Consider the following 21,842-nt stretch of genomic DNA (forward strand, 5'->3'; position numbering starts at 1 on the left):
ATGCCACCAAGTGCAACAGAAAAAGACACCGGGCTTTAATTGTTCACGACACCCGTTTGCAGAAGCACTCATGGCATTTGAAAGAAAAAATTTCAAATGCGACTAATACCCTGCTTTTTTCCCCAAACTGGCGGCATCCACTACGATAAGAAACATAATTGCCCAGGCAGTCACTGGAAAAGCACGATACTCGCCCCATATGTGTTAAGGCTTGCACGATCAATCCGCTTAGATTTCAGGACAGACACATGAGCACGATGACACTGCAGGAACTGGATAAAACCCGCGAAGAATGTCGCAAACTGATCAGTCGGCGCGCTCTGCTGTCGGCAGCGGCAGCCGTGGTGCCCATACCCGGTGTGGATGTGGGTACAGATGTGGCGATTCTGATGAAAGTCATCCCCATTATCAACGCGCGCTTCGGCTTGACGGCCAACGATGTGGACGCCCTGAGCCCGGAGCTGAAAAAGCTGGTGGTCGTGGGGGGAACCAGTATGGGCCTGGGCATGGTGGGACGCGTGCTGACTACAGATCGCGTGGTCAATATTCTGGTGCGTCTGGGAGCGAAGAAACTGGCCGGGAAATACGGCGCCAAATATGTGCCTTTGATAGGCAGCGCCATTTCCGCTTCCATCAGCTTTGTGGTGCTGCGCAAGGTCGGCAACCAGCATATTGAAGAATGCTATGAAATTGCCCGTCGCCTGGCACTGGAAACGCAAAGGAAGGAAGCCGTCCACACCATTGATGGCGGTGAGGAAGGCTTGATCCGCGAAATCAAGGGCTAAGCCCTTGATCCCGTTTTAGGCCGCAGGAACCACGCCCGGCGTTTTGCTGCGGCCATTCAACATATAGTCCATCAGCTCGCGCACCGATTTCATGGCTTTGCCAAAAGGCAAGGCTTCGGAACTGCGGAAGAACAGACCGCGCTGCACATCACCTTTCAGGGCATAGGCCAACTGACGGTCAATGCAAAACTGACCATGACGCTGCACGCCATCGCGCAAGCCACAATGTGCCAGGCAATCAAAGCCTTCCGTGCAAGCACGCTCTCGCGCCACCGATTGCAGCTTTTGCTCTTTATGCAGGTAAGCATCCAGCCACGGCGTACGCACGGCACGGGCAGGCAGTCCGGCCACGCTCATAAAGGTCACGATGTCCTTGGGCTCGGCATCCAGCAACACGCGCTTGAAGTTCTCATGCGCATCACCTTCTTCGGTGACGGCAAACGCGGTACCCATTTGCACCCCATCTGCACCCCAATCCATTAATTGACGCAGTTGTTCAGGACGGTGAATCCCGCCTGCGGCGATCAAGGGGATACGCTCGGCCTCCAGGCCCAGCTCGCGAAACAAGGCACGGCAGCCTTCAAGAACGCGCTGGAAAGCGTATTCAGGTTTGTTCAAGGATTGGTCATCGGCGGCCCCCAGGTGGCCTGCGGCAAAACGGGGATTTTCCAGAACAACCGCATCCGGCAAACGCTTGCGACGCAGCCATTTCTTCACCAGTAAAGTGACGCCGCGCACATCCGACAAAATAGGAATCAAGGCAACTTTGGGATGATCCTGAACCAGCTCAGGCAAATCCAGCGGCAGGCCAGCGCCCACCACCACAGCATCTGCCCCGCTTTCGCAAGACTGACGCACATACTCGGGATACTGCGAGACGGCCTTCATGATGTTGACGGCGATGCCACCGTTACCACCCGAACGCTCTCGGGCACGATTGATTTCGCGGTCCAGGGCCTGCAAATTGGCTGCATCGACCACGCCTTTTTCGACATCACCCCCGGTGCTGTCCATCAGGTCTTCGTGATGACGCCGTAAATCCACGCTGGAGATCGTCCCCAGCCCGCCCAATGCGGCCACAGTACCGGCCAGCCGGGACGCCGAAATACCGACTCCCATGCCGCCTTGAACTATAGGCAAAAGCAGTTTTCCCTTCAGGGACATGAGACGTAAATCCGTCTTTAGCACGATGTTGATACCTTAGGTTGATGCAAGAACCTGCCGGCCACGTCGGGACCAGAAACAGGGCAATAGAATCGTGGCCGTCTGCAAGGACGGCCACGGTGTTAAATCAGTCGGGAATAGCGGGCACCGCTTTCCTGGCTCAAGTACTTGTCGAACACCATACTGTAGGCGCGCACAAACAAACGACCTTTGGGCAGAACCTGGATGGATTGAGCATCGACAGTCAGCAAGCCGGCGTCGGCATAGCTGTTGAGCTCTTGCAGCTCGGCAGAGAAGTAGCTGGCAAAATCAATGCCGTAACGCGCTTCCAGACGCAAGATAGGCACTGGCATGCTGCACATCAAATGCATGATGACTTCCGCCCGCAGGCGATCATCCTGCTGCATCACAATACCCCGCTCGATAGGCAAACGCCCCCGGTCTATATCGGCGTAGTAATTGCGCAGGCTGCGGGCATTTTGCACATGCATGGTACCCACCTGACCAATAGACGACACGCCAAAGGAAACCAGATCACAGGCTGCGCGGGTGGTGTAGCCCTGGAAGTTGCGGTGCAGGCTGCCGTCCAGACGGGCCAGATTCAGCTCGTCCGTCGGCAAGGCAAAATGGTCCAGACCAATATAGACATAACCCGCATCCAGCAGACGCTGCGAAGACATCAGGAACAACTGCAAGCGCTGGTCGGCGTCAGGCAATTCTTCCTCGTTGATTAAACGCTGCGCCTTGAAGCGCGTAGGCAAGTGCGCGTAGTTATACAAAGCGATGCGATCTGGCCGCAGTTGCACCAAGGAGTCAATGGTGATGGCAAAGCTTTCCAGAGTCTGCAAAGGCAGACCGTAGATCAGATCGGTGTTGATGGATTGGAAACCGGCAGCCCGGCTCTCTTCAATGGCGCGTTTGACCATTTCGAAGGGCTGAATACGGTTGATCGCTTTTTGCACATTGGGGTCAAAGTCCTGCACCCCGAAGCTGGTACGGTTAAAACCCAGAGCCGCCAAGTTCTGGAGCGTGCCTTCCGCCAAGGTACGCGGGTCAATCTCGATGCCCAGTTCAGCATCGTTCGTGAACGCGAACTGCTCCTTGAGCTTGGCCATCAAGCGGGCCAACTGTTCGTTGTCCAGGAAAGTGGGCGAGCCGCCGCCCAAATGCAGTTGTTCGGTGCGCCGGTCTTCACCCATATATTGGGTGACCATATCAATTTCGCGCAGCAGGTAATCCAGGTACTGCTCGCTCTTGCTACGATCCTGCGTGATGATCTTGTTGCAGGCACAGAAGTAGCAAAGCGACTGACAAAACGGGATGTGCAGGTAAACCGACAGAGGCGGATTACTGCTGCTCAAGGCGCGCCGCGATAATTCGTGAATATAAGGCTGAGCAGGAAAGTCCTGAAAAAAACGGTCTGCAGTGGGATAGGAGGTATAGCGAGGCCCCGAACGATCAAAACGCCGGATCAGGGCTTCAGAGATTTCGATATCCGGCGCGGTGGGGGCGCTGGCATCCGATGCTTCCAGTGTTTGCGGCATAAAGGGTCCTCCTGCACGAGACCTGTTTCTTCTAGTCAAGCATTCATTGTGAGAGAAAACCTCAAGCATGCGCTTGACCTGCATCAAGGCCGCAATAACTAAAAAAACGCTTTTTTTATGGCTGTTGGGCTGAATTTAGCTTCATATATCGTATTATTAAGCGCTAGCCGCCTAAATTACCGCCTGTTGGAGTCAGATGTATTTGCTCGTGATCCTAGCTCTACCGTTTATCGGTAGCTTGCTATCTTCCCTGATGCCCGCGAACTCTCGCAAACTCCAGGCATCTCTTGCAGGCGCTGTCGCCGTTACGTGCGCCTTACTCACTCTCTACGCCTATCCGGACATTGCTCGCGGAGAGGTGCTGGAGTCGTCACGCTCCTGGATACCCGCCCATGGCTTGACCTTCAAGCTGCGCATGGACGGCTATGCCTGGCTTTTCAGTATCATCATTACCGCCATGGGGGCCTTGATCGCCCTTTATGCGCACTATTACCTGTCCGCCCAGGATCCGGTCCGACGCTTTTTCTCCTTTCTGCAAGCCTTTATGGGCTCGATGCTGGGGGTGGTGCTGTCGGGCAATCTGATCCAGCTGGTCGTGTTCTGGGAGCTGACCAGTCTGTCCTCCTTCATGCTGATTGCCTACTGGTATCACCGCATGGATGCGCGTCGCGGTGCGCGCATGTCGCTGATCATCACGGGTACTGGCGGTTTCTGCTTGCTGGCGGGCGTGCTCATGCTGGGCCAGGCTGCCGGCAGTTACGACCTGAGCGTCGTTCTGGAGTCGGGTGAGCAGATTCGCAATCACCCCTGGTATACCGGGATGCTGATCCTGATTGCCTTGGGTGCGCTCACTAAAAGCGCGCAGTTCCCCTTCCATATCTGGCTGCCTCACGCCATGGCCGCCCCCACACCTGTGTCCGCCTATCTGCACTCGGCCACCATGGTCAAGGCCGGGGTATTCCTGCTGGCGCGCCTGTGGCCTGCCCTGTCGGGCACCACGGAATGGGCTGTCATTATTGGCGGCGCTGGCCTGTGTTCCCTGACGCTGGGGGCTTATGTGGCCATGTTCCAGCGCGACATGAAAGGCGTGCTGGCTTATTCCACCATCAGTCATCTGGGGCTGATTACCTTGTTGCTGGGCCTGAACAGCCCACTTGCTCTGGTCGCGGCGATATTTCACATGATGAACCACGCGACGTTCAAGGCGTCCCTGTTCATGGCGGCCGGTATTGTGGACCACGAAACCGGTACCCGTAACCTGAACCGGCTTTCCGGTTTGCGCCACGCCATGCCCTTGACTGCCACCTTGGCTACCGTTGCGGCGGCTGCCATGGCCGGTGTGCCGCTGTTGAACGGCTTCATCTCCAAAGAAATGTTCTTTGCCGAGACCATTCTGGCCAGCAATGGCAACACCTGGGAATATGCTCTGCCCGTGGTGGCCGTGATTGCGGGCTCCTTCAGCGTGGCCTATTCCTTGCGCTTTATTGCACAGGTGTTTTTTGGCCCTGTCGCCAAGGACTTGCCCCGCGAGCCACACGAGCCGCCTCGCCGCATGTTGATCCCCAGCGCGATTCTGGTACTGACCTGCCTATTGGTCGGCATCATTCCCAGCCTGACTTTTGGCCCCTTCTTGCATACCGCGGCCAGCGCGATTCTGGGCGCTGAAATGCCTCAGTACGACCTGGCCGTCTGGCATGGTTTCAACCTGCCCCTGATCATGAGTCTGGTCGCAACAGGCATGGGTGTGATCTTCGTTCTAATCATCAACCGCTTCTACAGGAACCGCCAAGGCCGTACGCCTTTGCTGACCCGTGCGGATGGCCGACGCTTCTTTGAGCTGGCCATGGAGTATCTGGAAGTGGCAGCCAACTGGGCCGTGGGCAAGCTTTACTCGCCACGTCTGCAGCGTCAGACCTTGCTGATTATTGTGGCCACAATCTGTGTTGCCGCCCTGCCCCTGGTTCGCGGCAACTGGTTCAAATCCACTATTTCCACCCCCATCGACCCCTTCTTTGCCCTGATGTGGGCGGTCGGAATTGCCTGCGCGATTGGTGCGGCTCGTCAAGCCAAGTTCCACCGCCCGGCCTCCTTGCTGCTATCTGGTGGCGCTGGACTGGTCACCAGCCTGACCTTTGCCTGGCTTTCCGCCCCTGACCTGGCGCTGACCCAGCTGGCGGTGGAAGTGGTCACCGTTGTGCTGATTTTGCTGGGCCTGCGCTGGCTGCCGCAACGCGTCAGTGATATGCCTGGCGGCCAGGACAATAGTGGTCGTGCCCTGTTCCGCCGTAGCCGCGACTTGATTATTGCCATTCTGGCCGGTTGCGGTATTGCCGCCCTGGCCTACGCCATGATGACACGCCCTCACCCCAGCGGCATCTCGCCCTTCTTTGTCGAGAAGGCCCTGCCCCTGGGCGGTGGAGCGAACGTGGTGAACGTGATTCTGGTGGACTTCCGCGGCTTCGATACCTTTGGTGAAATCGTGGTGCTGGGCATTGTGGCCCTGACGGTCTTTGCGCTGCTGCGACGCTTCCGTCCACCGATCGAAGCCATCGCCCAGCCTCTGGCCCGTCGCCAGAACGTCAAGGACAGCCGTGAAGCCGTCTTTGTGGAGCCGGATCCCAAGACACCGTTACCAGAAGGCATCATGCAAATTCCAGCAGTATTGCTGCGCCTGCTGTTGCCTATCTCCACGCTGATCGCCCTGTACTTCCTGCTGCGTGGGCACAACCTGCCCGGCGGAGGTTTTGTGGGCGGCCTGATCATGGCAACCGGCATTATCCTGCAATACATGGTTAGCGGCGTGGTGTGGATGGAGTCCCGCCCTCTGATTCAGCCTCAAACCTGGATTGGCTTGGGTCTGCTGACAGCCGGTGTCGCTGCCATGCTGGTCTGGGCCTTCAACAAGCCCTTCCTGTCTGCCCAAAGCTGGGATCTGCATCTGCCCCTGGTTGGCGACGTGCATACCTCCAGCGCGCTGATCTTTGATATTGGCGTATTCATGCTGGTGATTGGTTCCACCATCCTGATTCTGGTCGCGCTGGCCCACCAATCCCTACGTTTTTATCGCAAACTGCCGTCGCTGCAATCCGCCTCGAACGCTGCATCCGGGATGGAGAATAAATAATGGAAATCGTGCTTTCAATTGCGATTGGTGTGCTGGCGGGCTCGGGCGTCTGGCTCCTGCTGCGCCCGCGTACCTTTCAGGTCATCATGGGGCTGGCTTTAGTGTCCTATGCCGTGAACCTGTTCATTTTCAGCATGGGCAGGCTCAAAATCAGCGCCGCTCCCGTTATTAACGCCGGCAAGCTGGGGGCCGACTATGCCGACCCCCTCCCCCAAGCGCTGGTCTTGACCGCTATTGTGATTGGCTTTGCCACCACCGCCCTGTTTCTGGTCGTCATTCTGGCCAATCGTGGCCTGAGCGGTACCGACCACGTTGATGGCCGCGAGGAAGACGATCTGTGAGTCTACTCAACCAACACTTGCCCGTATTGCCCGTTGCCATCCCCATGATGGCCGCGGCACTGATGGTGATGCTGCGCGACAAGCGCCGTCACTACAAGCTGCTGATCGCTTTCAGCTCCTTATTGGCCCAGTTGTTCTGCGCGGTCTATCTGCTCCTGTTGGCCGATGGCACACTGGACCCGATCTGGCCCCAGTCCGTGGGTGTGTATCTGCTCGGTGACTGGCCCGCTCCCTTCGGGATTGTGCTGGTCGTGGACCGGCTGGCCGCCTTCTTGCTGGTGCTGACCAATGTGCTGGCCTTTTGCTGCTGGTTCTATTCGCTGGCACGCTGGGATCGCGTAGGGGTACATTTCCACTCCTTGTTCCAACTGCTTCTAATGGGCCTGAACGGCGCTTTCCTGACTGGCGACCTGTTCAACCTGTTTGTGTTCTTCGAGGTGCTGCTGGCAGCGTCCTATGGTCTGATGCTGCACGGTTCGGGCGCGGCCCGCGTCAGTGCCGGTCTGCACTACATTGCCGTCAACCTGATCTCTTCTTTCTTGCTGCTGATCGCAATTGCCCTGGTTTACGGTGTCACCGGCACCCTGAACATGGCTGATCTGGCTCTGCGCGCCGGTTCCATGCCGGACTCGGACCGTCTGGTTTTTGAAGCGGCCATGGCCATTCTGGGTATTGCCTTCCTGATCAAGGCCGCCGCCTGGCCCCTGAACTTGTGGCTACCCAATGCTTATGGCAATGCCAGTGCGCCGGTCGCTGCCATGTTTGCGATCATGACCAAAGTAGGTATTTACGCACTGCTGCGTATCGGCTCCTTGCTGCTGCCTACGGGAGCTCCTGCCGCCTTTGGCGTGGCCTGGATGTTCCCAGCCGGGATCGCCACGCTGGCCTTTGGCGCTATTGGTGTCATGGCCGCACAGCAACCCGAACGACTGGCCAGTTATTGCATCATCGTGTCCTCCGGCACCTTGCTGGCTGCCTTGGGCATGCCCGGCGTCATCCTGACCGGCCCTGCCCTGTACTACATGCTCAGCAGCGTTCTGGCCCTGGGTGCTTTCTTCCTGCTGCTGGAACTGGTTAGCCGTACCAAACCCTTTGGTGCCGACCTGCTGGCCGTCAGTCAGGAAGTCTTTGATCTGGACGACCCGGAGTCCGAAGACAACAGCGATGACGTGGTAGGTGTGGCTATCCCTGGCGTGATGGTGTTCCTGGGCATGTCCTTTATTGCCTGCGCCTTGCTGATTGTGGGCCTGCCACCGCTGTCCGGTTTTGTGGCCAAGCTATCCTTGCTGACAGCCGCGCTGAAAGCTTCGGGCCAATCACCCGAACCGCTGAATGCCTGGATTCTGACCGCTGCCGTACTGATTTCCGGCGTAGCCGGTTTGATCGCCATGGTACGTGTGGGCATTCGTCTGTTCTGGAGCAATAGCTCCCTGACGATTCCCCGCCTGAAACTGATCGAAGCTGCTCCCATTGCCAGCATTATTGTGGCTTGCGGGATCTTGAGCTGGTATGCCGGCCCGATCACCACCTACCTGGAACAAACAGCCCAGCAACTGGATGAACCCCGTATTTATATAGGGTCCGTCCTGCGGCAGAACCCGCTACGTTCTGTTCAAGCGGAGTGATTCTGATGCGACGCTATACCAAACATCTTTTCCTGCCCTTGCTGCTGCTTGGCCTGTGGCTGCTGCTGAACGACTCGCTCTCGGCCGGTTACGTGGTGCTGGGCCTGTTCCTGGCCATCGCCCTGAGCTTAGCCGCCATTCCATTTCGTCCGGTTAAAGCCAGCATCCGCCACCCCTTTCTGGCCTTGAAACTGATCTTCCAAGTAGCTTGGGATATTGTGCTGTCCAATATTGCCGTGGGTCATCTGGTCCTGAAAGGCGGCAATGCGCCCCGCCCCGGCTTTCTGGCCATCCCTTTGCAACTGACTGACCCACATGGTCTGGCAGCCTTGGCGTGCATCATTACCTACACCCCAGGGACCGTCTGGTCCGGCTTCGATTACGAGACCCGCGTCCTGACCTTGCACATTCTGGATCTGCAAGACGAACAGGTCTGGTTAGACACTATTCAGAAGCGCTACCAAGGACCGCTACTGGAGATTTTCCAATGATAGACATTGTTTACTGGGCCTGTCAGTTTGCCTTGGGCTGCTTTGTCCTGGGCATGGGCTGCGCTGTCATCCGCCTGCTTAAAGGCCCCTCTGCCGCCGACCGCGTGCTGGCGCTGGACACCATGTACATCAACGGTATGCTGGCCTTGCTGGCCTTGGGCATTCGTTTTGACTCTACCTTGTACTTTGATATCGCCCTGCTGATCGCCCTGTTCGGTTTTGTAGGCTCGGCAGCCATGGCGAAGTTCCTGCTACGTGCCGAGGTGATCGAGCCATGAATACGCCTTTATTACCTTGGTGGCTGGCCGTCCCGGTTGCCCTTTTGCTGGTTCTTAGCGGCATCGTGGCCCTGGTGGGTTCGGCTGGCTTGCTGCGCTTCAAGCACTTCTATTCACGCATCCATGCCCCCACCATGGGGAACACGCTGGGTACGTTTTTCATGGTGCTGGCCGTCGCCATCAGCGCCAGCCACTTGATGAGCCGCCCTATTCTGCACCCGCTCATCCTGAGTGTGCTCCTGATCATTACCTCGCCAGTCACCGCCATCTTCCTGATGCGCGCTGCCATCAAACGCGAGCATCGCCAGCGTCTGGCCGAGTACGGCCCGGACGAGCCAGGCTATCTGGACATGCCACACAAAGCGCCTCTGTCCAGAGATTTGGCTCAACCACCGGCCAGCGACAAGACCTGAGTCAAGCAGTGAGGGTTTAGACAAGTTTTATTACCCTCACTTGCAACTGCTCCACTTATACTAGTAAGTGTTTACTGCGTATCGGGAATTGCCCCATACGCAGTCGCTTTTGGGGCTTTGCGGCCTGCTACTCATACCTGCTCGTAACAGTGCTCGCCAAGCCGGTGATTCCCTTAGCAAGTAAAGGAGTGAGATCGATGAGTCTACTTACACGCCCATCCCGAGTTCTGAGTGCTGGCTTGCTCAGCCTGGGTTTGCTGTCCTCTGCTGCCTGGGCTCAAACCCCGTCCCAAGACTACCGACACGACATCCAGCGCTGTGAGCAATTCAAAGGCGACCAGCGCACCACTTGCCGTCGCGAAGCCGGTGCCGCGCTGCAAGCCGAGCGTCAGCACAAGCTGGACAAGCGCGATCACAATCTGGATGCCAACCGGCAAGCGCGCTGCCATCGCTTACCCGCTGATCGCCAGCAAGACTGCCTGAAATCCATGACCGGCCAGGACACAACCGTGCGCGGTAGCGTGGAAGGCGGCGGTATCCTGCGCGAAACCACGACTGTGGTGCCTGCTCAGTAAGCGCAGGAAGCAAGGCTATCTGGAACAGGTAGCCACATAAAAAAAGAATGGGCCTTTTCAAGGCCCATTCTTTGTTTCTACTGACTGCAATAGCTAGCTGTAGCTGCAAATGTCTCCACCTACAGCTCCACCTGTATCCCCATCTCCACCACGCGATTAGGCGGGATCTTGAAAAAGCGCGTGCTACGGCTGGCATTACGCGCCATGAAAGCAAACAAGCGGCGACGCCAGCCCAAGTACCAGGGCTGACGGGATTGAATCATCACCGTCTGACGCGACAGGAAGTAGGATGTCTGCATAGGCTCCAGATTCAGCTCCGGGTGCTCCAGAGCAATCTGCTCCAGCAATTGCGGCACATTGGGCTCTTGCTTGAAGCCCCAGGCGGCCACCGCCTGCCAGCTGCCTCGGCTTAGACGTTGCAGGCTATAGCGCTCCCCAAAAGGAACGTAAGGCACACCGGCACTGGCTACGGTCAAGAACAGGACCTGCTCATGCAGGACTTTATTATGTTTCAGGTTATGCAATAAGGCCGGAGGGACCGAGTCGGGAATGGTGCTCATGAAGACCGCCGTCCCTGGTACGCGGGTGGGAGCGTACTCTTCCAGGCTCAATAGAAACTCTTTTAGTGGCTGCTTGTTTTCCAGCAGACGCTCGTGCAAAGCAGCACGCCCCTGGCGCCAGGTCAGCATCAAGCCCAACAGCACAGCCCCTACCAGCAATGGCAGCCAGCCGCCTTCCAGAATCTTGAGCGCATTGGCCGAGAACAACAATATGTCCAGAATCAGGAAAACACCCAGGAGCCCCAGCCAGGCCCAGCGCTTGATTCCGCTAGCGCGGCGCGGCAGCAGCACCAGAGCCAGCAAACTGGTCATCAGCATGGTACCCGTGACTGCAAAGCCATAAGCATGGGCCAGGCGATCCGAGGAGCCAAAGCTCAGGACCAGAATCATCACCGCCACGCATAGCAGCAAGTTCACACGCGGCAAGTAGATCTGCCCTTCTTCTTTGGCCGAAGTATGTTGGATCACCATGCGCGGCCAGAAACCAAGCTGCACCGCCTGACGAGTTACAGAAAACGCCCCGGAAATCACGGACTGGGAGGCGATCACCGTTGCAACCGTTGCCAACATCACCATGGGCACCAAGGCCCAGTTGGGAGCCAGGAAGAAGAACGGATTACGAATGGCGGCCGGATCGGAAATCAACAATGCGCCTTGGCCGAAATAACACAGGACCAGGCAGGGCATGACAATCATGAACCAGGCTTTGCGAATTAAAGGACGGCCAAAATGGCCCATATCGGCGTACAAGGCCTCGGCCCCCGTCAAGGCCAGGACCAGCGCCCCTAAAAGCAAAAAGGTTTGCCAGGGAGCCTCAGCAATAAAAGCCACGGCCCACCGTGGGTCCAGGGCCATCAAAACTTGGGGATGCTCAATAACACGCCACAGACCCAAGCCACCCAGCACCAGAAACCAGGTCAACATAATGGGGCCGAACAACTTGCCCATGGTGCCCGTGCCATGGGACTGGATCAAAAACAAGGCCAGCAAGACACCCAGGGCCAAAGGTACGACCCAAGGGTCCAGCACGTGAGACACCATACCGATGCCTTCCAGCGCCGACATCACGGAGATAGCCGGGGTAATAATACTGTCCCCATAAAACAAGGCAGCACCAATAAGACCCAGCACCACAATAATCTGCCGACGTGGCCCCTGAATGCCGCGTGCCGCCAATTCCATCAAGGCCAGCGTGCCGCCCTCACCTTTATTGTCCAGACGCAACACCACCGTGACGTACTTGATGGAGACCACCAGAGTCAGCAGCCAGAACAGCAAGGACAGCACACCATAGACCTGTTCAGCACCAGGCTGTCCGTAAGCGCTCAAGGCCACTTTCATGGTGTAGAGCGGGCTGGTTCCAATATCGCCATACACCACGCCTAAAGCGCCCATTAGCAAGGCGGCCTGAGCCGCTTTTTTGGGGTTTTCTGTTGCTGTGTTCAAGGCTTAGTTTCCAATCAAAGTATCGTGCCGGGTCAGACGCGCACCAATACGCGGACCGGGAAAAACAATGGTAATGCGAGTGCCTGGAAAATCAGGGCGACTCATCAAGCTCCACCAGGCGCCATGCGCACGGGCAATCTCCTGCACAATGGCCAAACCCAAGCCAGAACCTCCTGCTTGTGTGCCAGGGGAGCGATAAAACGCTTCAAATACGCGCTGCTGCTCGCTGGATTCAATACCCGGCCCGTGATCTTCCACTGACAAGGAGGGTGGATTACTAGCCACCCGCAAGACAATGCGGTCTGTCCCTTGTCCGTAGCGCAAGGCGTTATCCATCAGATTTGACAATAACTCCCGCAAGAGCACGGGGGCAGCATCAATCCAGACCGGCTTTTCAGGTGCCAGCAAATGGATTTCCACACCATGCTGACGAGCCTGCAAGAACCAGTCACCGCCCTCCTCGCGCGCCCATTCACACAAATCCAGACGCACAAAACTGTCTTTAATATTGGTGTCCGCATCAGTACGTGCCAGCACCAACAACTGCTGGCCCAGACGAATCATGCGGTCCGAGACACTTTTGATGCGCTCGGCCCGTTGGCGGATATCTTCTGGCAAAGGCCGTGCCAGCATCAGCTCGGACTCCAGCTGCAAGCCCGTCAAGGGTGTGCGCAACTGATGCGCAGCGTGACCAATAAAGCGCTTTTGCGCCTGCAGGGTATCACGCTGACGTTCCAGCAACTCGTTGAAATGCTCCACCAGCGGCACAATCTCGGCGGGCAAGGCACTGGCATCCAGACGCTCGAAGTCATCATCAGCACGGTTGCGGATTTGCTGCGATAAATCATCAATGGACGCCAGCTGCGAGCGAATCCCCGACAGCAACACCCAGGCAATCAGACTGACCAGCAGCACCTGGCTCAATGCCATGGTCCAGAAAATATCGCGCAGCAGCCAGTCTTCCAGGCTCATGCGGCGTGTCAGTATCCAGGTAACACTCAGGTCGAGCACCACCAGAATGGAGATCGGGGGAAACAGACGGCCCATCAGCTTGCGGGCCAAAGAACCGGGAGCAAGAAAGCGCTCCAGCCAGCCTCGCAACAAGGAGGTTTTTACCGCTGGAGAAAGATGCTGATCGGGCATGGTTGACCTAAGGTTTCAGGCAGCGGGCACGGGCTGCCGTTATGCTCCGGCCACGCTCTCCACATCGAGCAAATAGCCAAAGCCGCGCACAGTCTGTATGACAGCCCCGGTGCCTTCCAGGCGCTTGCGCAAACGATACACGTAGACTTCGACCGCATTGTCGCTGAAATCGGCATCCCAGGCAGACAAGGAGTTGATAATTTGCTGCTTGGTGACCACACGGCCCGCGCGCATCATCAGCATTTCCAGTACAGACAGCTCGCGCACCGACAAGGTCACACGTTGACCGGCACAACGCAGTTCGCGGCCAATGGTATCAAAGCTCAAGGGACCCACATCAATAATGGGCTGTACCTGACCACTGCGGCGGCGGCCAAAAACACGCACACGGGCGGCCAGCTCGGACAGGTCAAAAGGTTTGATCAGGTAGTCGTCAGCACCGGCATCCAGGCCGCCGACACGATCATCCACACCATCACGCGCAGTCAGAATCAGAACGGGAATGGCGTTGCCCTGCTGACGCAATTGGCGCAGCACATCCAGGCCACTGATGCCGGGCAAGTTCAAGTCCAGGAGCAGAAGATCGTAGACCTGGGCAGCCAACTCCTTCAAGGCACTTTCGCCTTCCCGGAGCCAGTCAACAGCGTAGCCCTGATCGTTGAGAAATTCCTGCAGTGCGGCGCCCAGTATGGCGTCGTCTTCGATAACTAATACACGCATTCGAGGGATTTTATTACGAAACTGGCCCCTCGCGTTGCAGATGCAATGCGAGGGGCCAGAAAAAACAACACGAAGAAGAACCTGGAATTACAGAGCAGTTTTAGGCTCGGCCGCCTTCTCGCCAGCGACTGCGCCTTCCTTGGCTTTACCGTCGTCACCCGCTGCCTTGGTCGTTGGACCTGGACGCGTAATGAAACCCAGACGGGTCAGGCCGGAAGCCTTGGAGCGGCTCATGACCTGGGCCAGGGTTTCGTAGCGAGTATCAGTATCGGCACGGATACGCAATTCAGGCTGAGGCTGATCCTTGGAATAAGGGGCCAGCGTGGCGGTCAGGTCTTCCAGCGCCACCGGCTGCTCGTTCACGAAGATCTGCCCTTCTGCGTCAATCGCCAGATCAATCGTCTTGGGATCTTGCTGGACTGGTTCAGACGTCGCCTGGGGCAGCTGAATCTTGATGGAGTGCGACAGCAGCGGAGCAGTGATCAGAAAGATCACCAGCAACACCAGCATGACGTCGATCAGCGGCACCATATTGATTTCGGACAGCGCGGAGCCCGAATTGCGATTATCAAAGCTGCCAAAAGCCATGATTAGTGCTCCCGCTTGGCAGCCGCTGCCGAGCTCGATGCTGCACCACCGCCCGAGCTAGGGACACGACGCAGAACAGGTTGGTTATCTTGCACAGGCTGGCCTGTGGTCAGGAAAGTGAACAGGTCGTGAGCAAACGCGTCCAGCTGGGACAGGTAAACGCGGTTTGTACGCACAAAAGCGTTGTAAGCCAACACGGCAGGAATCGCCACGGCCAGACCCAGACCCGTCATCACCAGGGCTTCACCCACAGGGCCGGCGATCTTGTTCAGGGTTACACCATCGGACAGACCGATATTGATCAGTGCGTGGTACACACCCCAAACCGTACCGAACAGACCCACAAACGGAGCGGTAGAACCCACCGAAGCCAGCAGCGTCAGGCCGTTTTCCAGCTTGGCGGTTTCTTCATCCATGACTTTACGCATGATGCGCGAGACAAAGGCATCCGTAGAGCCTTTCTCTTCCAGACGCATGGCGCCGTATTTCACATGGTGTTTTTGAGCGTGAATAGCGTGGCTGGCCAAGTGGCTGAAGGGATCGCGGGCACCGTGGGTGGCGATTTCGTTTTCAACCTGCTCCAGGGAGCTGGCGGACCAGAATTCGCGCATGAAACCTTGCGAGCGACGCTTCAGGCGGAAGGACAGCACGCCCTTGACGATAATCAGGTACCAACTGGCAACCGACATCAAGGCCAGAATGACGAACAAGGTCTTGCCAACCACATCACTTTGCTGGATAAAGTGCAGCACCCCGGTCGCTTCCTCAGCGGCAGCAACACTGGCGGCAGCCTGATCTGCAACAGGCCCTGCAACTTGTGCCAGGCTTACCCATACGCTTTGAAATAGTTCCTGCATCATTGATATATCCTAGTAAACAAAGTCGAAAGGAATATCGGCCATGGCACGATAGGCCACACCATTTTCCGTATACGGTTTGAAACGCGCTGTGCGCACTGCTTTCAGTGCCGAATCATCCAGACGTTCATAGCCTGAGGAGCTTTGCACTTTAGCTTCCAGCACGGTTCCTTGGGTTGAAATCACTACACGAACCACCACGCGGCCCTGCTCACGACGGCGCTCGGAAGCCCGTGGGTACACCGGCACAGGACGACGTCCCAAATAGTCCACACGACCAATCAGCTTGGGCCGATCACCATCCGTAGAACGGGCGGCAGTTTGGGAGGACGTATTGTCCGTAGCTGGACCTGCTTGAGCGGCAGGAGCGGCTGGTTGAGCAGGCTGCGGTGTTTCTGCCGGTGGGACCTCGGGCTTGGGCTGTGGCTTGGGCTTAGGTTTCGGCTTGGGTTTTGGTTTGGGCTTGGGCGGCTCGGGAATCGGAGGTTTTTCCACGATAGGCTCTGGCTCGGGTTCCGGCTCAACAACCGGTTCGGGCTCTGGTTCGGGATCCGGTTCCACCTCGGGTTCGGGCTCAGGTTCCGGCTCGGCCAACACCTCTTCAGGAGGGGCGCTGACCTGCTCTTGCTGAACCGGGGACTCCGACACTTCCACCAACGTCACCCCAACAACATCCATGGGGGCGGGTTCACCCACAATCTTGGGGGTTTCCGTCCACAAGATGGTAGCCACGACACCCACGTGCAATCCCAGTGCCAATGCCAAACCAGTTGCCTTCAAGGCCAGCATCGAGCGATTATTCTTTTGAGAAGCAATTCCGGTCATAATCCGTTCTACACATTCTGCAACCCGCATGGACCATGACGGGACCGGACAGGATGCCCAGTGAAGTACCGAATCTTAACAGAAACAGGAATGATTCTCAATACTAAATTCCTGTAATATTTCCTGCTCCAACCCGCCCTGCAAAAAACCTCCAGATACTAACGCAGACAGGCTGACCTAGGGTCAGCCTGTTGCGAATAATTTGCAAAAAATCAGGATAATCGCGCTTCGGTTTGAGATTCGATAGGGAAAGCGCTGAACTTGCGTGGCAAGGCTAAAGCCCGCTCACCAGGCCGCAAGCCCAGCTGCGACCAACGCTGATGATCGAACTCGGCCTCCCAAGCACGCTCGCCCTCGTTCAAGGCCAGTTCAACCCGTACTGTCGCCCCCAAAGGAATAATGCGCTGCACAGCCACGACGATGCCCTGGCCATCCAATTGGCGTTGCAAATCCAGATCATGCGGGCGCACATAGCCAACTGCTTGCCCCTGCCCCGCGTCTTGAGCGTTCAAGGCTTGATTGGACTCGAATTGTCCCAACTGAGGATCAGCCACAAAGCGTCCGTGCTGGAACTGACCCGGCAAGCGATTCGCCGCCCCCAGGAACTCATACACAAAAGGACTGGCAGGGTGGTTATAGACATCCTGCGGGGCGCCTTCCTGCTCAACCCGGCCTTTATTGAGCACCACAATACGATCAGCCACTTCAATGGCCTCTTCCTGGTCGTGCGTCACAAACAAGGTACTGATATGGAGGTCATCATGCAGACGACGCAACCAGGAACGCAGTTCCTTGCGCACCTTGGCATCCAAGGCACCAAAAGGCTCATCCAGCAACAAGACACCCGGTTCCACCGCCAAGGCACGTGCCAGAGCAATACGCTGCCGCTGGCCACCCGACAAGGCCGCCGGGTAGCGATCGGCCAGCCAATCCAGCTGCACCAGCTCCAAGAGCTCGTGCACACGCTGTCGAATCTGGGCCTCGGGCAAGCGCTGCTTGCGTGGCTTGATACGCAGACCAAAGGCAACGTTTTCAAATACCGTCATGTGGCGGAACAAGGCATAGTGCTGGAACACAAAACCCACCTGGCGATCACGCGTGCCCACGGCAGCCACATCCTTGCCGTTGATCAGCACCTGACCCGCATCCGCATGTTCCAGGCCAGCCACGATACGCAGCAAGGTCGTCTTGCCGCAGCCCGACGGCCCCAGCAAAGCCACCAGCTCGCCCGCTGGGAAATCCAATGTCACATCACCCAGTGCCGTAAACGCACCAAACTGTTTAGATAGATGACGAACTTCGATACTCATAATGAACTCCGAATGCGATCATCCACGATGACCGTCTTGAACCATTTTGCGCTCGGCCCACAATTTAAGCGCCAACGTCAGTAAAGCCAAGACCGCCAGCACCGAAGCCGCCGCAAACGCGCCCACCGTGTGATAGTCGTTGTACTCAATCTCTACATGCAAAGGCAGCGTGTTGGTCTGGCCCCGTATATGGCCTGACAACACCGACACCGCCCCAAATTCGCCCATGGCACGGGCATTGCACAGAATCACGCCATACAGCAGGCCCCACTTGATCTTGGGCAGAGTCACCCGCCAGAACATCTGCCTGCCATTGGCCCCCAGCACCCGCGCGGCCTGCTCTTCCTCGCTGCCCTGCATTTGCATCAGCGGAATCAACTCACGCGCCACAAAGGGGAAAGTGACAAACAGGGTTGCCAAAACCAAACCGGGCAAGGCAAATACGATACGAATGTTATTGGCGTCCAGCCAATCCCAAAATGGGCCTTGGCGACCAAAAATCAGTAAAAACATCAAGCCGGCAATGACAGGCGATACCGAGAACGGCAGGTCGATCAGCGTCGTCAGAATGCTTTTTCCACGGAACTCAAAACGCGCAATCGCCCAGGAGGCTGCCAGGCCAAACGCGATATTCAAAGGCACGGCAATCACGGCAACCAGAACTGTCAGGCTGGCGGCATGCAAGGTATCGCTCTCGCTCAAGGCGGACAGATACGGCATGATGCCCCGGCTAAAAGCCGTCATGAAGACCAGGATCAAAGGCAGGAGCAAGAACAGCACAAAGAACAGCAAGGCAATGCCAATCAATATGGCTTTGACGGCCGGACCTTCATCCTGCGCCGCCCGCAAGCGCGCCGTATGTACCGGCACCGCCTGCACAGATGAATCCATCGTCAGGCTGCTCATCGTGCGCCCTCCAAAGTCAAAGGCGCTGCCACCTTGGCTGCCTTGCCACTAGCCTGGCCCGAATGGCGCGACTGCAAGTACCACTGCAAGCGATTGATCGCCAGCAAGATAATGAAGGACAGCACCATCATCAAAACGGCCAGCGCCGAGGCTCCGGCATAGTCAAACTGCTCCAGCTTGATCACGATCAGCAAGGGGGTAATTTCCGAAACCATAGGGACATTACCGGCAATGAAGATCACGGAACCGTACTCACCCACCGCACGGGCAAAAGCCAGCGCTACGCCCGTCAAGCAGGCGGGCAAGATAGCGGGCAGAATCACCTTGGTGACCGTCTGAAAACGATCCGCCCCCAGGCAAGCGCTCACCTCTTCCTGCTCCTGCTCCAGCTCTTCCAGAACCGGCTGCACGGTACGCACAACAAAAGGCAGACCAATAAAAACCAGGGCGATCAGCACGCCCCAAGGGGTAAATGCAATCTGCCCTACATACGGTTCAGCCCAGGAGCCGATCCAGCCGGTAGGCGCATAAATCGCCGCCAAGGAAATCCCGGCCACCGACGTTGGCAAGGCAAAGGGCAGATCAATCAAGGCATCCACAATGCGACGACCCGGAAAGCGGTAACGCACCAGGACCCAGGCCAGAATCAGACCAAATACACCGTTGATCAACGCCGCCAAAGCGGCCATCCCAAAGGTCAATTTCAAGGAAGCCAAGACGCGCGCAGCACTGATGGTTTCCCAAAAGGCCGACCAACCCATGGAGGTGGTCTTGAGCAAAACAGCAGACAAGGGGATCAGAACAATCAGGCTCAAATAGCTGATGGACAAACCCATGGTCAAGCCAAAGCCTGGCAAAGCCCGCTGCTTGCAAGCAGCGGGCAGAAATCCCCAAAGACGAGCCTGTGACATCGAACGGTCCTCGGTGGTAGTGGGGTTACTTGCTCAAGTAGATGCTGTCGAACACGCCACCATCCGCAAAGTGCTTGGCCTGAACCTGAGTCCAACCGCCCAGTTCATCGTCAACCTTGTACAGTTTCAACGCCGGGAACTGATCGCGGTACTTGGCGGCCACCGACTCCAGGCGAGGACGGTAAAAATGACGGGCGGCGATTTCCTGACCTTCCGGGCTATACAGATATTCCAGATAGGCCTGAGCCACTTTTTCCGTGCCATGCTTGGCGGCATTGGCATCTACCAGCGCCACGGGCGGCTCGGCCAGAATACTGCTGGAAGGCACCACAATATCGAAGCGATCGGGCCCCAGATCCTTGACGGACAAGAGCGCCTCGTTCTCCCAGGCAATCAATACATCGCCAATACCCCGCTCCACAAAGGTTGTGGTCGACCCACGCGCACCGGAATCCAGCACGCTGACGTTGCGATACAGCTTGGCTACAAAGTCACGGGCCTGCGCTTCATCCCCATTGCCTTGCTTCAAGGCGTACAACCAGGCCGCCAGATAGTTCCAACGCGCCCCTGCCGAGGTTTTAGGATTGGGCGTAACCACCTTCACATCGGAGCGAATCAAGTCGTTCCAGTCGTGAATCCCTTTGGGATTACCCTTGCGCACCAGCAAGACAATCGTGGAGGTGTAAGGCGTACTGTTGTCTGGCAGGCGAGCCTGCCAGCCTTTGTCCAGCAAACCGGACTGAGCGATCTGATCAATATCGGAAGAAATACCCAGCGTCACCACATCAGCGGGCACGCCATCAATCACGGTACGGGCCTGCTTGCTGGAACCACCGTGGGAACTACGGATGACTACACTGTCACCCGTTTGCTCTTTGTAATGCGCCTGGAAAGCCTTATTGAATTCAGCATACAGTTCACGCGTTGGGTCGTACGAAACATTCAGAATACTGACCTCGGCTGCAACAGCGGTTGCCGCCGCCAGCACCAACGCCAGCAAAGCCCCTGCCCGAACGCCCTTCCACTTCTGTTGAATCCGCTTCATTTCCCACCCCCTAGAAACCATTTCCAAGCAATGAGAACGAGTCTAGCAAGGGTGTTACACCCGGCTAAATACCGATTCTTTGGTTAGATATAGCGGGGAGATGGAGGGGACCGAAACGGCTGCCAGATCAAGGACGGTCAAGGGCCGGGAATCAGTCTGACAACTGCCCTTTCTCCAGCACCAGCTCCCACATCGCTTTTTGCTTTATATATTTGTGCGATGTCATGTGCTGGACAGAAATCCGGCGCCATTCAGCCCCGAACAGCTGCTCTACGCTGGTCTGATCAAAGAAACGCTTGCAATTGCCCTGGTCGCGATAGAAGTTGGCTTCAATCAACTCGCCCTGCCCGGCACCGAAATGCACATCCTCGGTGGAGTTCAGACGACATAGAAACAAGGCACCAGGCCGCAAGCTATTCCAGATTCTGCGCACAATGGTCCGGGTTTCATCCCATGGAAAATAATGCAGGGACAGGCTGGCCAGGACCAGCTCAAGATTATTCGCCGCTTCCGGCCAAGGGCCGCGCGTATCCCTACACTCAATTTGCGCCTCGGGCGCACGCTGCTGCGCGGTCGCCACCCCTTCAGGCGAGAGATCAAAAGCCATCACCTTCAAGCCAGCCCGGATCAAGGTCAGCGTATCGTCACCAAAACCACAGCCTATCTCAAGTACTGGCGAAGAAATCTCACGTTGAGCAATCAAGGGCAACCAGCGATCAAGCCAAGGGTCCGAATACATAAACACGTTTCTCGTACAACAAGGGTAAAAATCAGGTCGCTGGGACGTCAAGGTCACGGACCAGTAAAGTCAGGACAATCACCGCCAACAGGCACTCGCCTACATTGAACCAAAGGTGCCAGGGCTTGGACTTGTCACTATTGCCCAAGGCGTAACGTATCCCTCTGTAATTGATCCAGCCCAGGCTCACGACCAGCACCGGCCACAAAATCCATAGCGGCGGGAAAAACAAAAGAAACATAAAGGCCAGCCATGCCAGAATCAAGGTGGCAAGAGGGGACAGGCAAGAAAGTAGTTTGCTCATGAAGACCCGAGGACCGCATATCGACAAGGTGTAGTGTTGCCTGAATAGCCACTACGCTCAGGACCGGGCAGCTGTTGCTATTGCTGCTGTCTTTGTCTTTGTCTTTGTCTTTGTCTTTGTCTTTGTCTTTGTCTTTGTCTTTGTCTTT

General features: G+C 56.9%; 22 protein-coding genes. 8 read left to right on the top strand and 14 right to left on the bottom strand.

What is annotated here, in order from left to right:
• Nucleotides 1-248: 248 nt before the first annotated feature.
• A complete protein-coding gene (locus tag U2949_RS18015; RefSeq protein ID WP_009461759.1) occupies nucleotides 249-785 on the top strand; it encodes a hypothetical protein in 537 nt (178 codons plus the stop codon).
• A 15-nt stretch (nucleotides 786-800) separates the two neighbouring features.
• Here the strand turns inward: U2949_RS18015 and U2949_RS18020 are convergent, their stop codons facing one another.
• Both U2949_RS18020 and hemN read right to left on the bottom strand, forming a co-directional pair.
• Nucleotides 801-1,949: an NAD(P)H-dependent flavin oxidoreductase gene (locus tag U2949_RS18020; RefSeq protein WP_080655493.1), complete on the bottom strand. Its 1,149-nt coding sequence runs from the start codon at nucleotides 1,947-1,949 to the stop codon at nucleotides 801-803.
• A 122-nt stretch (nucleotides 1,950-2,071) separates the two neighbouring features.
• The gene (gene hemN / locus U2949_RS18025) at nucleotides 2,072-3,493 is read right to left on the bottom strand and encodes an oxygen-independent coproporphyrinogen III oxidase (protein WP_257722685.1); all 1,422 of its coding nucleotides are present in this window, start codon (nucleotides 3,491-3,493) and stop codon (nucleotides 2,072-2,074) included.
• 196 nt (nucleotides 3,494-3,689) lie between these two features.
• Between hemN and U2949_RS18030 the strand changes: the two genes are divergently transcribed.
• The 7 genes from U2949_RS18030 to U2949_RS18060 all read left to right on the top strand — a co-directional run bounded on the left by U2949_RS18030 (nucleotide 3,690) and on the right by U2949_RS18060 (nucleotide 10,340).
• Nucleotides 3,690-6,617, top strand: a complete 2,928-nt coding sequence (locus tag U2949_RS18030) for a monovalent cation/H+ antiporter subunit A (RefSeq protein WP_026483414.1) — start codon at nucleotides 3,690-3,692, stop codon at nucleotides 6,615-6,617.
• On the top strand, nucleotides 6,617-6,958 hold the full coding sequence (locus U2949_RS18035) for a Na+/H+ antiporter subunit C (protein ID WP_009461754.1): 342 nt from the start codon (nucleotides 6,617-6,619) through the stop codon (nucleotides 6,956-6,958). Before U2949_RS18030 ends, U2949_RS18035 begins: the two co-directional genes overlap by 1 nt.
• 44 nt (nucleotides 6,959-7,002) lie before the next feature.
• Nucleotides 7,003-8,583 carry a monovalent cation/H+ antiporter subunit D gene (locus U2949_RS18040; RefSeq protein ID WP_250757232.1) on the top strand — a complete coding sequence of 527 codons (1,581 nt, stop codon included), beginning with the start codon at nucleotides 7,003-7,005 and terminating at the stop codon, nucleotides 8,581-8,583.
• Nucleotides 8,584-8,588: 5 nt separating this feature from the next.
• Entirely contained in the window at nucleotides 8,589-9,074 is a 486-nt protein-coding gene (locus U2949_RS18045; protein WP_026483416.1) for a Na+/H+ antiporter subunit E, read from the top strand.
• Nucleotides 9,071-9,352 carry a K+/H+ antiporter subunit F gene (locus U2949_RS18050; RefSeq protein ID WP_009461751.1) on the top strand — a complete coding sequence of 94 codons (282 nt, stop codon included), beginning with the start codon at nucleotides 9,071-9,073 and terminating at the stop codon, nucleotides 9,350-9,352. Before U2949_RS18045 ends, U2949_RS18050 begins: the two co-directional genes overlap by 4 nt.
• The gene (gene mnhG, locus U2949_RS18055) at nucleotides 9,349-9,765 is read left to right on the top strand and encodes a monovalent cation/H(+) antiporter subunit G (protein ID WP_321289195.1); all 417 of its coding nucleotides are present in this window, start codon (nucleotides 9,349-9,351) and stop codon (nucleotides 9,763-9,765) included. Before U2949_RS18050 ends, mnhG begins: the two co-directional genes overlap by 4 nt.
• A 197-nt stretch (nucleotides 9,766-9,962) precedes the next feature.
• Complete coding sequence (locus U2949_RS18060) at nucleotides 9,963-10,340, top strand: hypothetical protein (protein WP_009461749.1); 378 nt, start codon at nucleotides 9,963-9,965, stop codon at nucleotides 10,338-10,340.
• A gap of 119 nt (nucleotides 10,341-10,459) precedes the next feature.
• Here the strand turns inward: U2949_RS18060 and U2949_RS18065 are convergent, their stop codons facing one another.
• The 12 genes from U2949_RS18065 to U2949_RS18120 all read right to left on the bottom strand — a co-directional run.
• The gene (locus U2949_RS18065; RefSeq protein ID WP_321289310.1) at nucleotides 10,460-12,295 is read right to left on the bottom strand and encodes a potassium transporter Kup; all 1,836 of its coding nucleotides are present in this window, start codon (nucleotides 12,293-12,295) and stop codon (nucleotides 10,460-10,462) included.
• A 54-nt stretch (nucleotides 12,296-12,349) separates the two neighbouring features.
• Nucleotides 12,350-13,489, bottom strand: a complete 1,140-nt coding sequence (locus tag U2949_RS18070) for a sensor histidine kinase (RefSeq protein ID WP_009461745.1) — start codon at nucleotides 13,487-13,489, stop codon at nucleotides 12,350-12,352.
• A 39-nt stretch (nucleotides 13,490-13,528) separates the two neighbouring features.
• Entirely contained in the window at nucleotides 13,529-14,209 is a 681-nt protein-coding gene (locus U2949_RS18075; protein WP_026483419.1) for a response regulator, read from the bottom strand.
• A gap of 87 nt (nucleotides 14,210-14,296) precedes the next feature.
• Entirely contained in the window at nucleotides 14,297-14,797 is a 501-nt protein-coding gene (locus U2949_RS18080) for an ExbD/TolR family protein (protein ID WP_026483420.1), read from the bottom strand.
• Between the two features lie 2 nt (nucleotides 14,798-14,799).
• Nucleotides 14,800-15,657 carry a MotA/TolQ/ExbB proton channel family protein gene (locus U2949_RS18085; RefSeq protein ID WP_009461741.1) on the bottom strand — a complete coding sequence of 286 codons (858 nt, stop codon included), beginning with the start codon at nucleotides 15,655-15,657 and terminating at the stop codon, nucleotides 14,800-14,802.
• A 9-nt stretch (nucleotides 15,658-15,666) separates the two neighbouring features.
• Complete coding sequence (locus tag U2949_RS18090; protein WP_321289313.1) at nucleotides 15,667-16,443, bottom strand: energy transducer TonB; 777 nt, start codon at nucleotides 16,441-16,443, stop codon at nucleotides 15,667-15,669.
• A 248-nt stretch (nucleotides 16,444-16,691) separates the two neighbouring features.
• Nucleotides 16,692-17,789, bottom strand: coding sequence for a sulfate/molybdate ABC transporter ATP-binding protein (locus U2949_RS18095; protein WP_026483423.1), 1,098 nt, complete (start codon nucleotides 17,787-17,789; stop codon nucleotides 16,692-16,694).
• Nucleotides 17,790-17,807: 18 nt separating this feature from the next.
• Nucleotides 17,808-18,695 carry a sulfate ABC transporter permease subunit CysW gene (gene cysW / locus U2949_RS18100; protein ID WP_026483424.1) on the bottom strand — a complete coding sequence of 296 codons (888 nt, stop codon included), beginning with the start codon at nucleotides 18,693-18,695 and terminating at the stop codon, nucleotides 17,808-17,810.
• Nucleotides 18,692-19,606, bottom strand: a complete 915-nt coding sequence (gene cysT, locus U2949_RS18105; protein ID WP_321289199.1) for a sulfate ABC transporter permease subunit CysT — start codon at nucleotides 19,604-19,606, stop codon at nucleotides 18,692-18,694. Before cysT ends, cysW begins: the two co-directional genes overlap by 4 nt.
• A 25-nt stretch (nucleotides 19,607-19,631) precedes the next feature.
• Complete coding sequence (locus U2949_RS18110; RefSeq protein ID WP_060185199.1) at nucleotides 19,632-20,651, bottom strand: sulfate ABC transporter substrate-binding protein; 1,020 nt, start codon at nucleotides 20,649-20,651, stop codon at nucleotides 19,632-19,634.
• A 151-nt stretch (nucleotides 20,652-20,802) separates the two neighbouring features.
• Complete coding sequence (locus tag U2949_RS18115; RefSeq protein ID WP_026483427.1) at nucleotides 20,803-21,390, bottom strand: class I SAM-dependent methyltransferase; 588 nt, start codon at nucleotides 21,388-21,390, stop codon at nucleotides 20,803-20,805.
• Nucleotides 21,391-21,527: 137 nt separating this feature from the next.
• On the bottom strand, nucleotides 21,528-21,842 hold a 315-nt coding region (locus U2949_RS18120; RefSeq protein WP_321289201.1), incomplete at its 5' end, for a hypothetical protein.

The organism is Alcaligenes phenolicus (assembly GCF_032063905.1).
GTDB lineage: Bacteria > Pseudomonadota > Gammaproteobacteria > Burkholderiales > Burkholderiaceae_B > Alcaligenes > Alcaligenes phenolicus.

Coding starts and splice junctions, on each gene's coding strand:
- U2949_RS18015 (WP_009461759.1), top strand. CDS start 249: ATGAGCACGATGACACTGCAGGAACTGGATAAAACCCGCGAAGAATGT.
- U2949_RS18020 (WP_080655493.1), bottom strand. CDS start 1,949: ATGTCCCTGAAGGGAAAACTGCTTTTGCCTATAGTTCAAGGCGGCATG.
- hemN (WP_257722685.1), bottom strand. CDS start 3,493: ATGCCGCAAACACTGGAAGCATCGGATGCCAGCGCCCCCACCGCGCCG.
- U2949_RS18030 (WP_026483414.1), top strand. CDS start 3,690: ATGTATTTGCTCGTGATCCTAGCTCTACCGTTTATCGGTAGCTTGCTA.
- U2949_RS18035 (WP_009461754.1), top strand. CDS start 6,617: ATGGAAATCGTGCTTTCAATTGCGATTGGTGTGCTGGCGGGCTCGGGC.
- U2949_RS18040 (WP_250757232.1), top strand. CDS start 7,003: ATGATGGCCGCGGCACTGATGGTGATGCTGCGCGACAAGCGCCGTCAC.
- U2949_RS18045 (WP_026483416.1), top strand. CDS start 8,589: ATGCGACGCTATACCAAACATCTTTTCCTGCCCTTGCTGCTGCTTGGC.
- U2949_RS18050 (WP_009461751.1), top strand. CDS start 9,071: ATGATAGACATTGTTTACTGGGCCTGTCAGTTTGCCTTGGGCTGCTTT.
- mnhG (WP_321289195.1), top strand. CDS start 9,349: ATGAATACGCCTTTATTACCTTGGTGGCTGGCCGTCCCGGTTGCCCTT.
- U2949_RS18060 (WP_009461749.1), top strand. CDS start 9,963: ATGAGTCTACTTACACGCCCATCCCGAGTTCTGAGTGCTGGCTTGCTC.
- U2949_RS18065 (WP_321289310.1), bottom strand. CDS start 12,295: ATGGGCGCTTTAGGCGTGGTGTATGGCGATATTGGAACCAGCCCGCTC.
- U2949_RS18070 (WP_009461745.1), bottom strand. CDS start 13,489: ATGCCCGATCAGCATCTTTCTCCAGCGGTAAAAACCTCCTTGTTGCGA.
- U2949_RS18075 (WP_026483419.1), bottom strand. CDS start 14,209: ATGCGTGTATTAGTTATCGAAGACGACGCCATACTGGGCGCCGCACTG.
- U2949_RS18080 (WP_026483420.1), bottom strand. CDS start 14,797: ATGGCTTTTGGCAGCTTTGATAATCGCAATTCGGGCTCCGCGCTGTCC.
- U2949_RS18085 (WP_009461741.1), bottom strand. CDS start 15,657: ATGATGCAGGAACTATTTCAAAGCGTATGGGTAAGCCTGGCACAAGTT.
- U2949_RS18090 (WP_321289313.1), bottom strand. CDS start 16,443: ATGCTGGCCTTGAAGGCAACTGGTTTGGCATTGGCACTGGGATTGCAC.
- U2949_RS18095 (WP_026483423.1), bottom strand. CDS start 17,789: ATGAGTATCGAAGTTCGTCATCTATCTAAACAGTTTGGTGCGTTTACG.
- cysW (WP_026483424.1), bottom strand. CDS start 18,695: ATGAGCAGCCTGACGATGGATTCATCTGTGCAGGCGGTGCCGGTACAT.
- cysT (WP_321289199.1), bottom strand. CDS start 19,606: ATGTCACAGGCTCGTCTTTGGGGATTTCTGCCCGCTGCTTGCAAGCAG.
- U2949_RS18110 (WP_060185199.1), bottom strand. CDS start 20,651: ATGAAGCGGATTCAACAGAAGTGGAAGGGCGTTCGGGCAGGGGCTTTG.
- U2949_RS18115 (WP_026483427.1), bottom strand. CDS start 21,390: ATGTATTCGGACCCTTGGCTTGATCGCTGGTTGCCCTTGATTGCTCAA.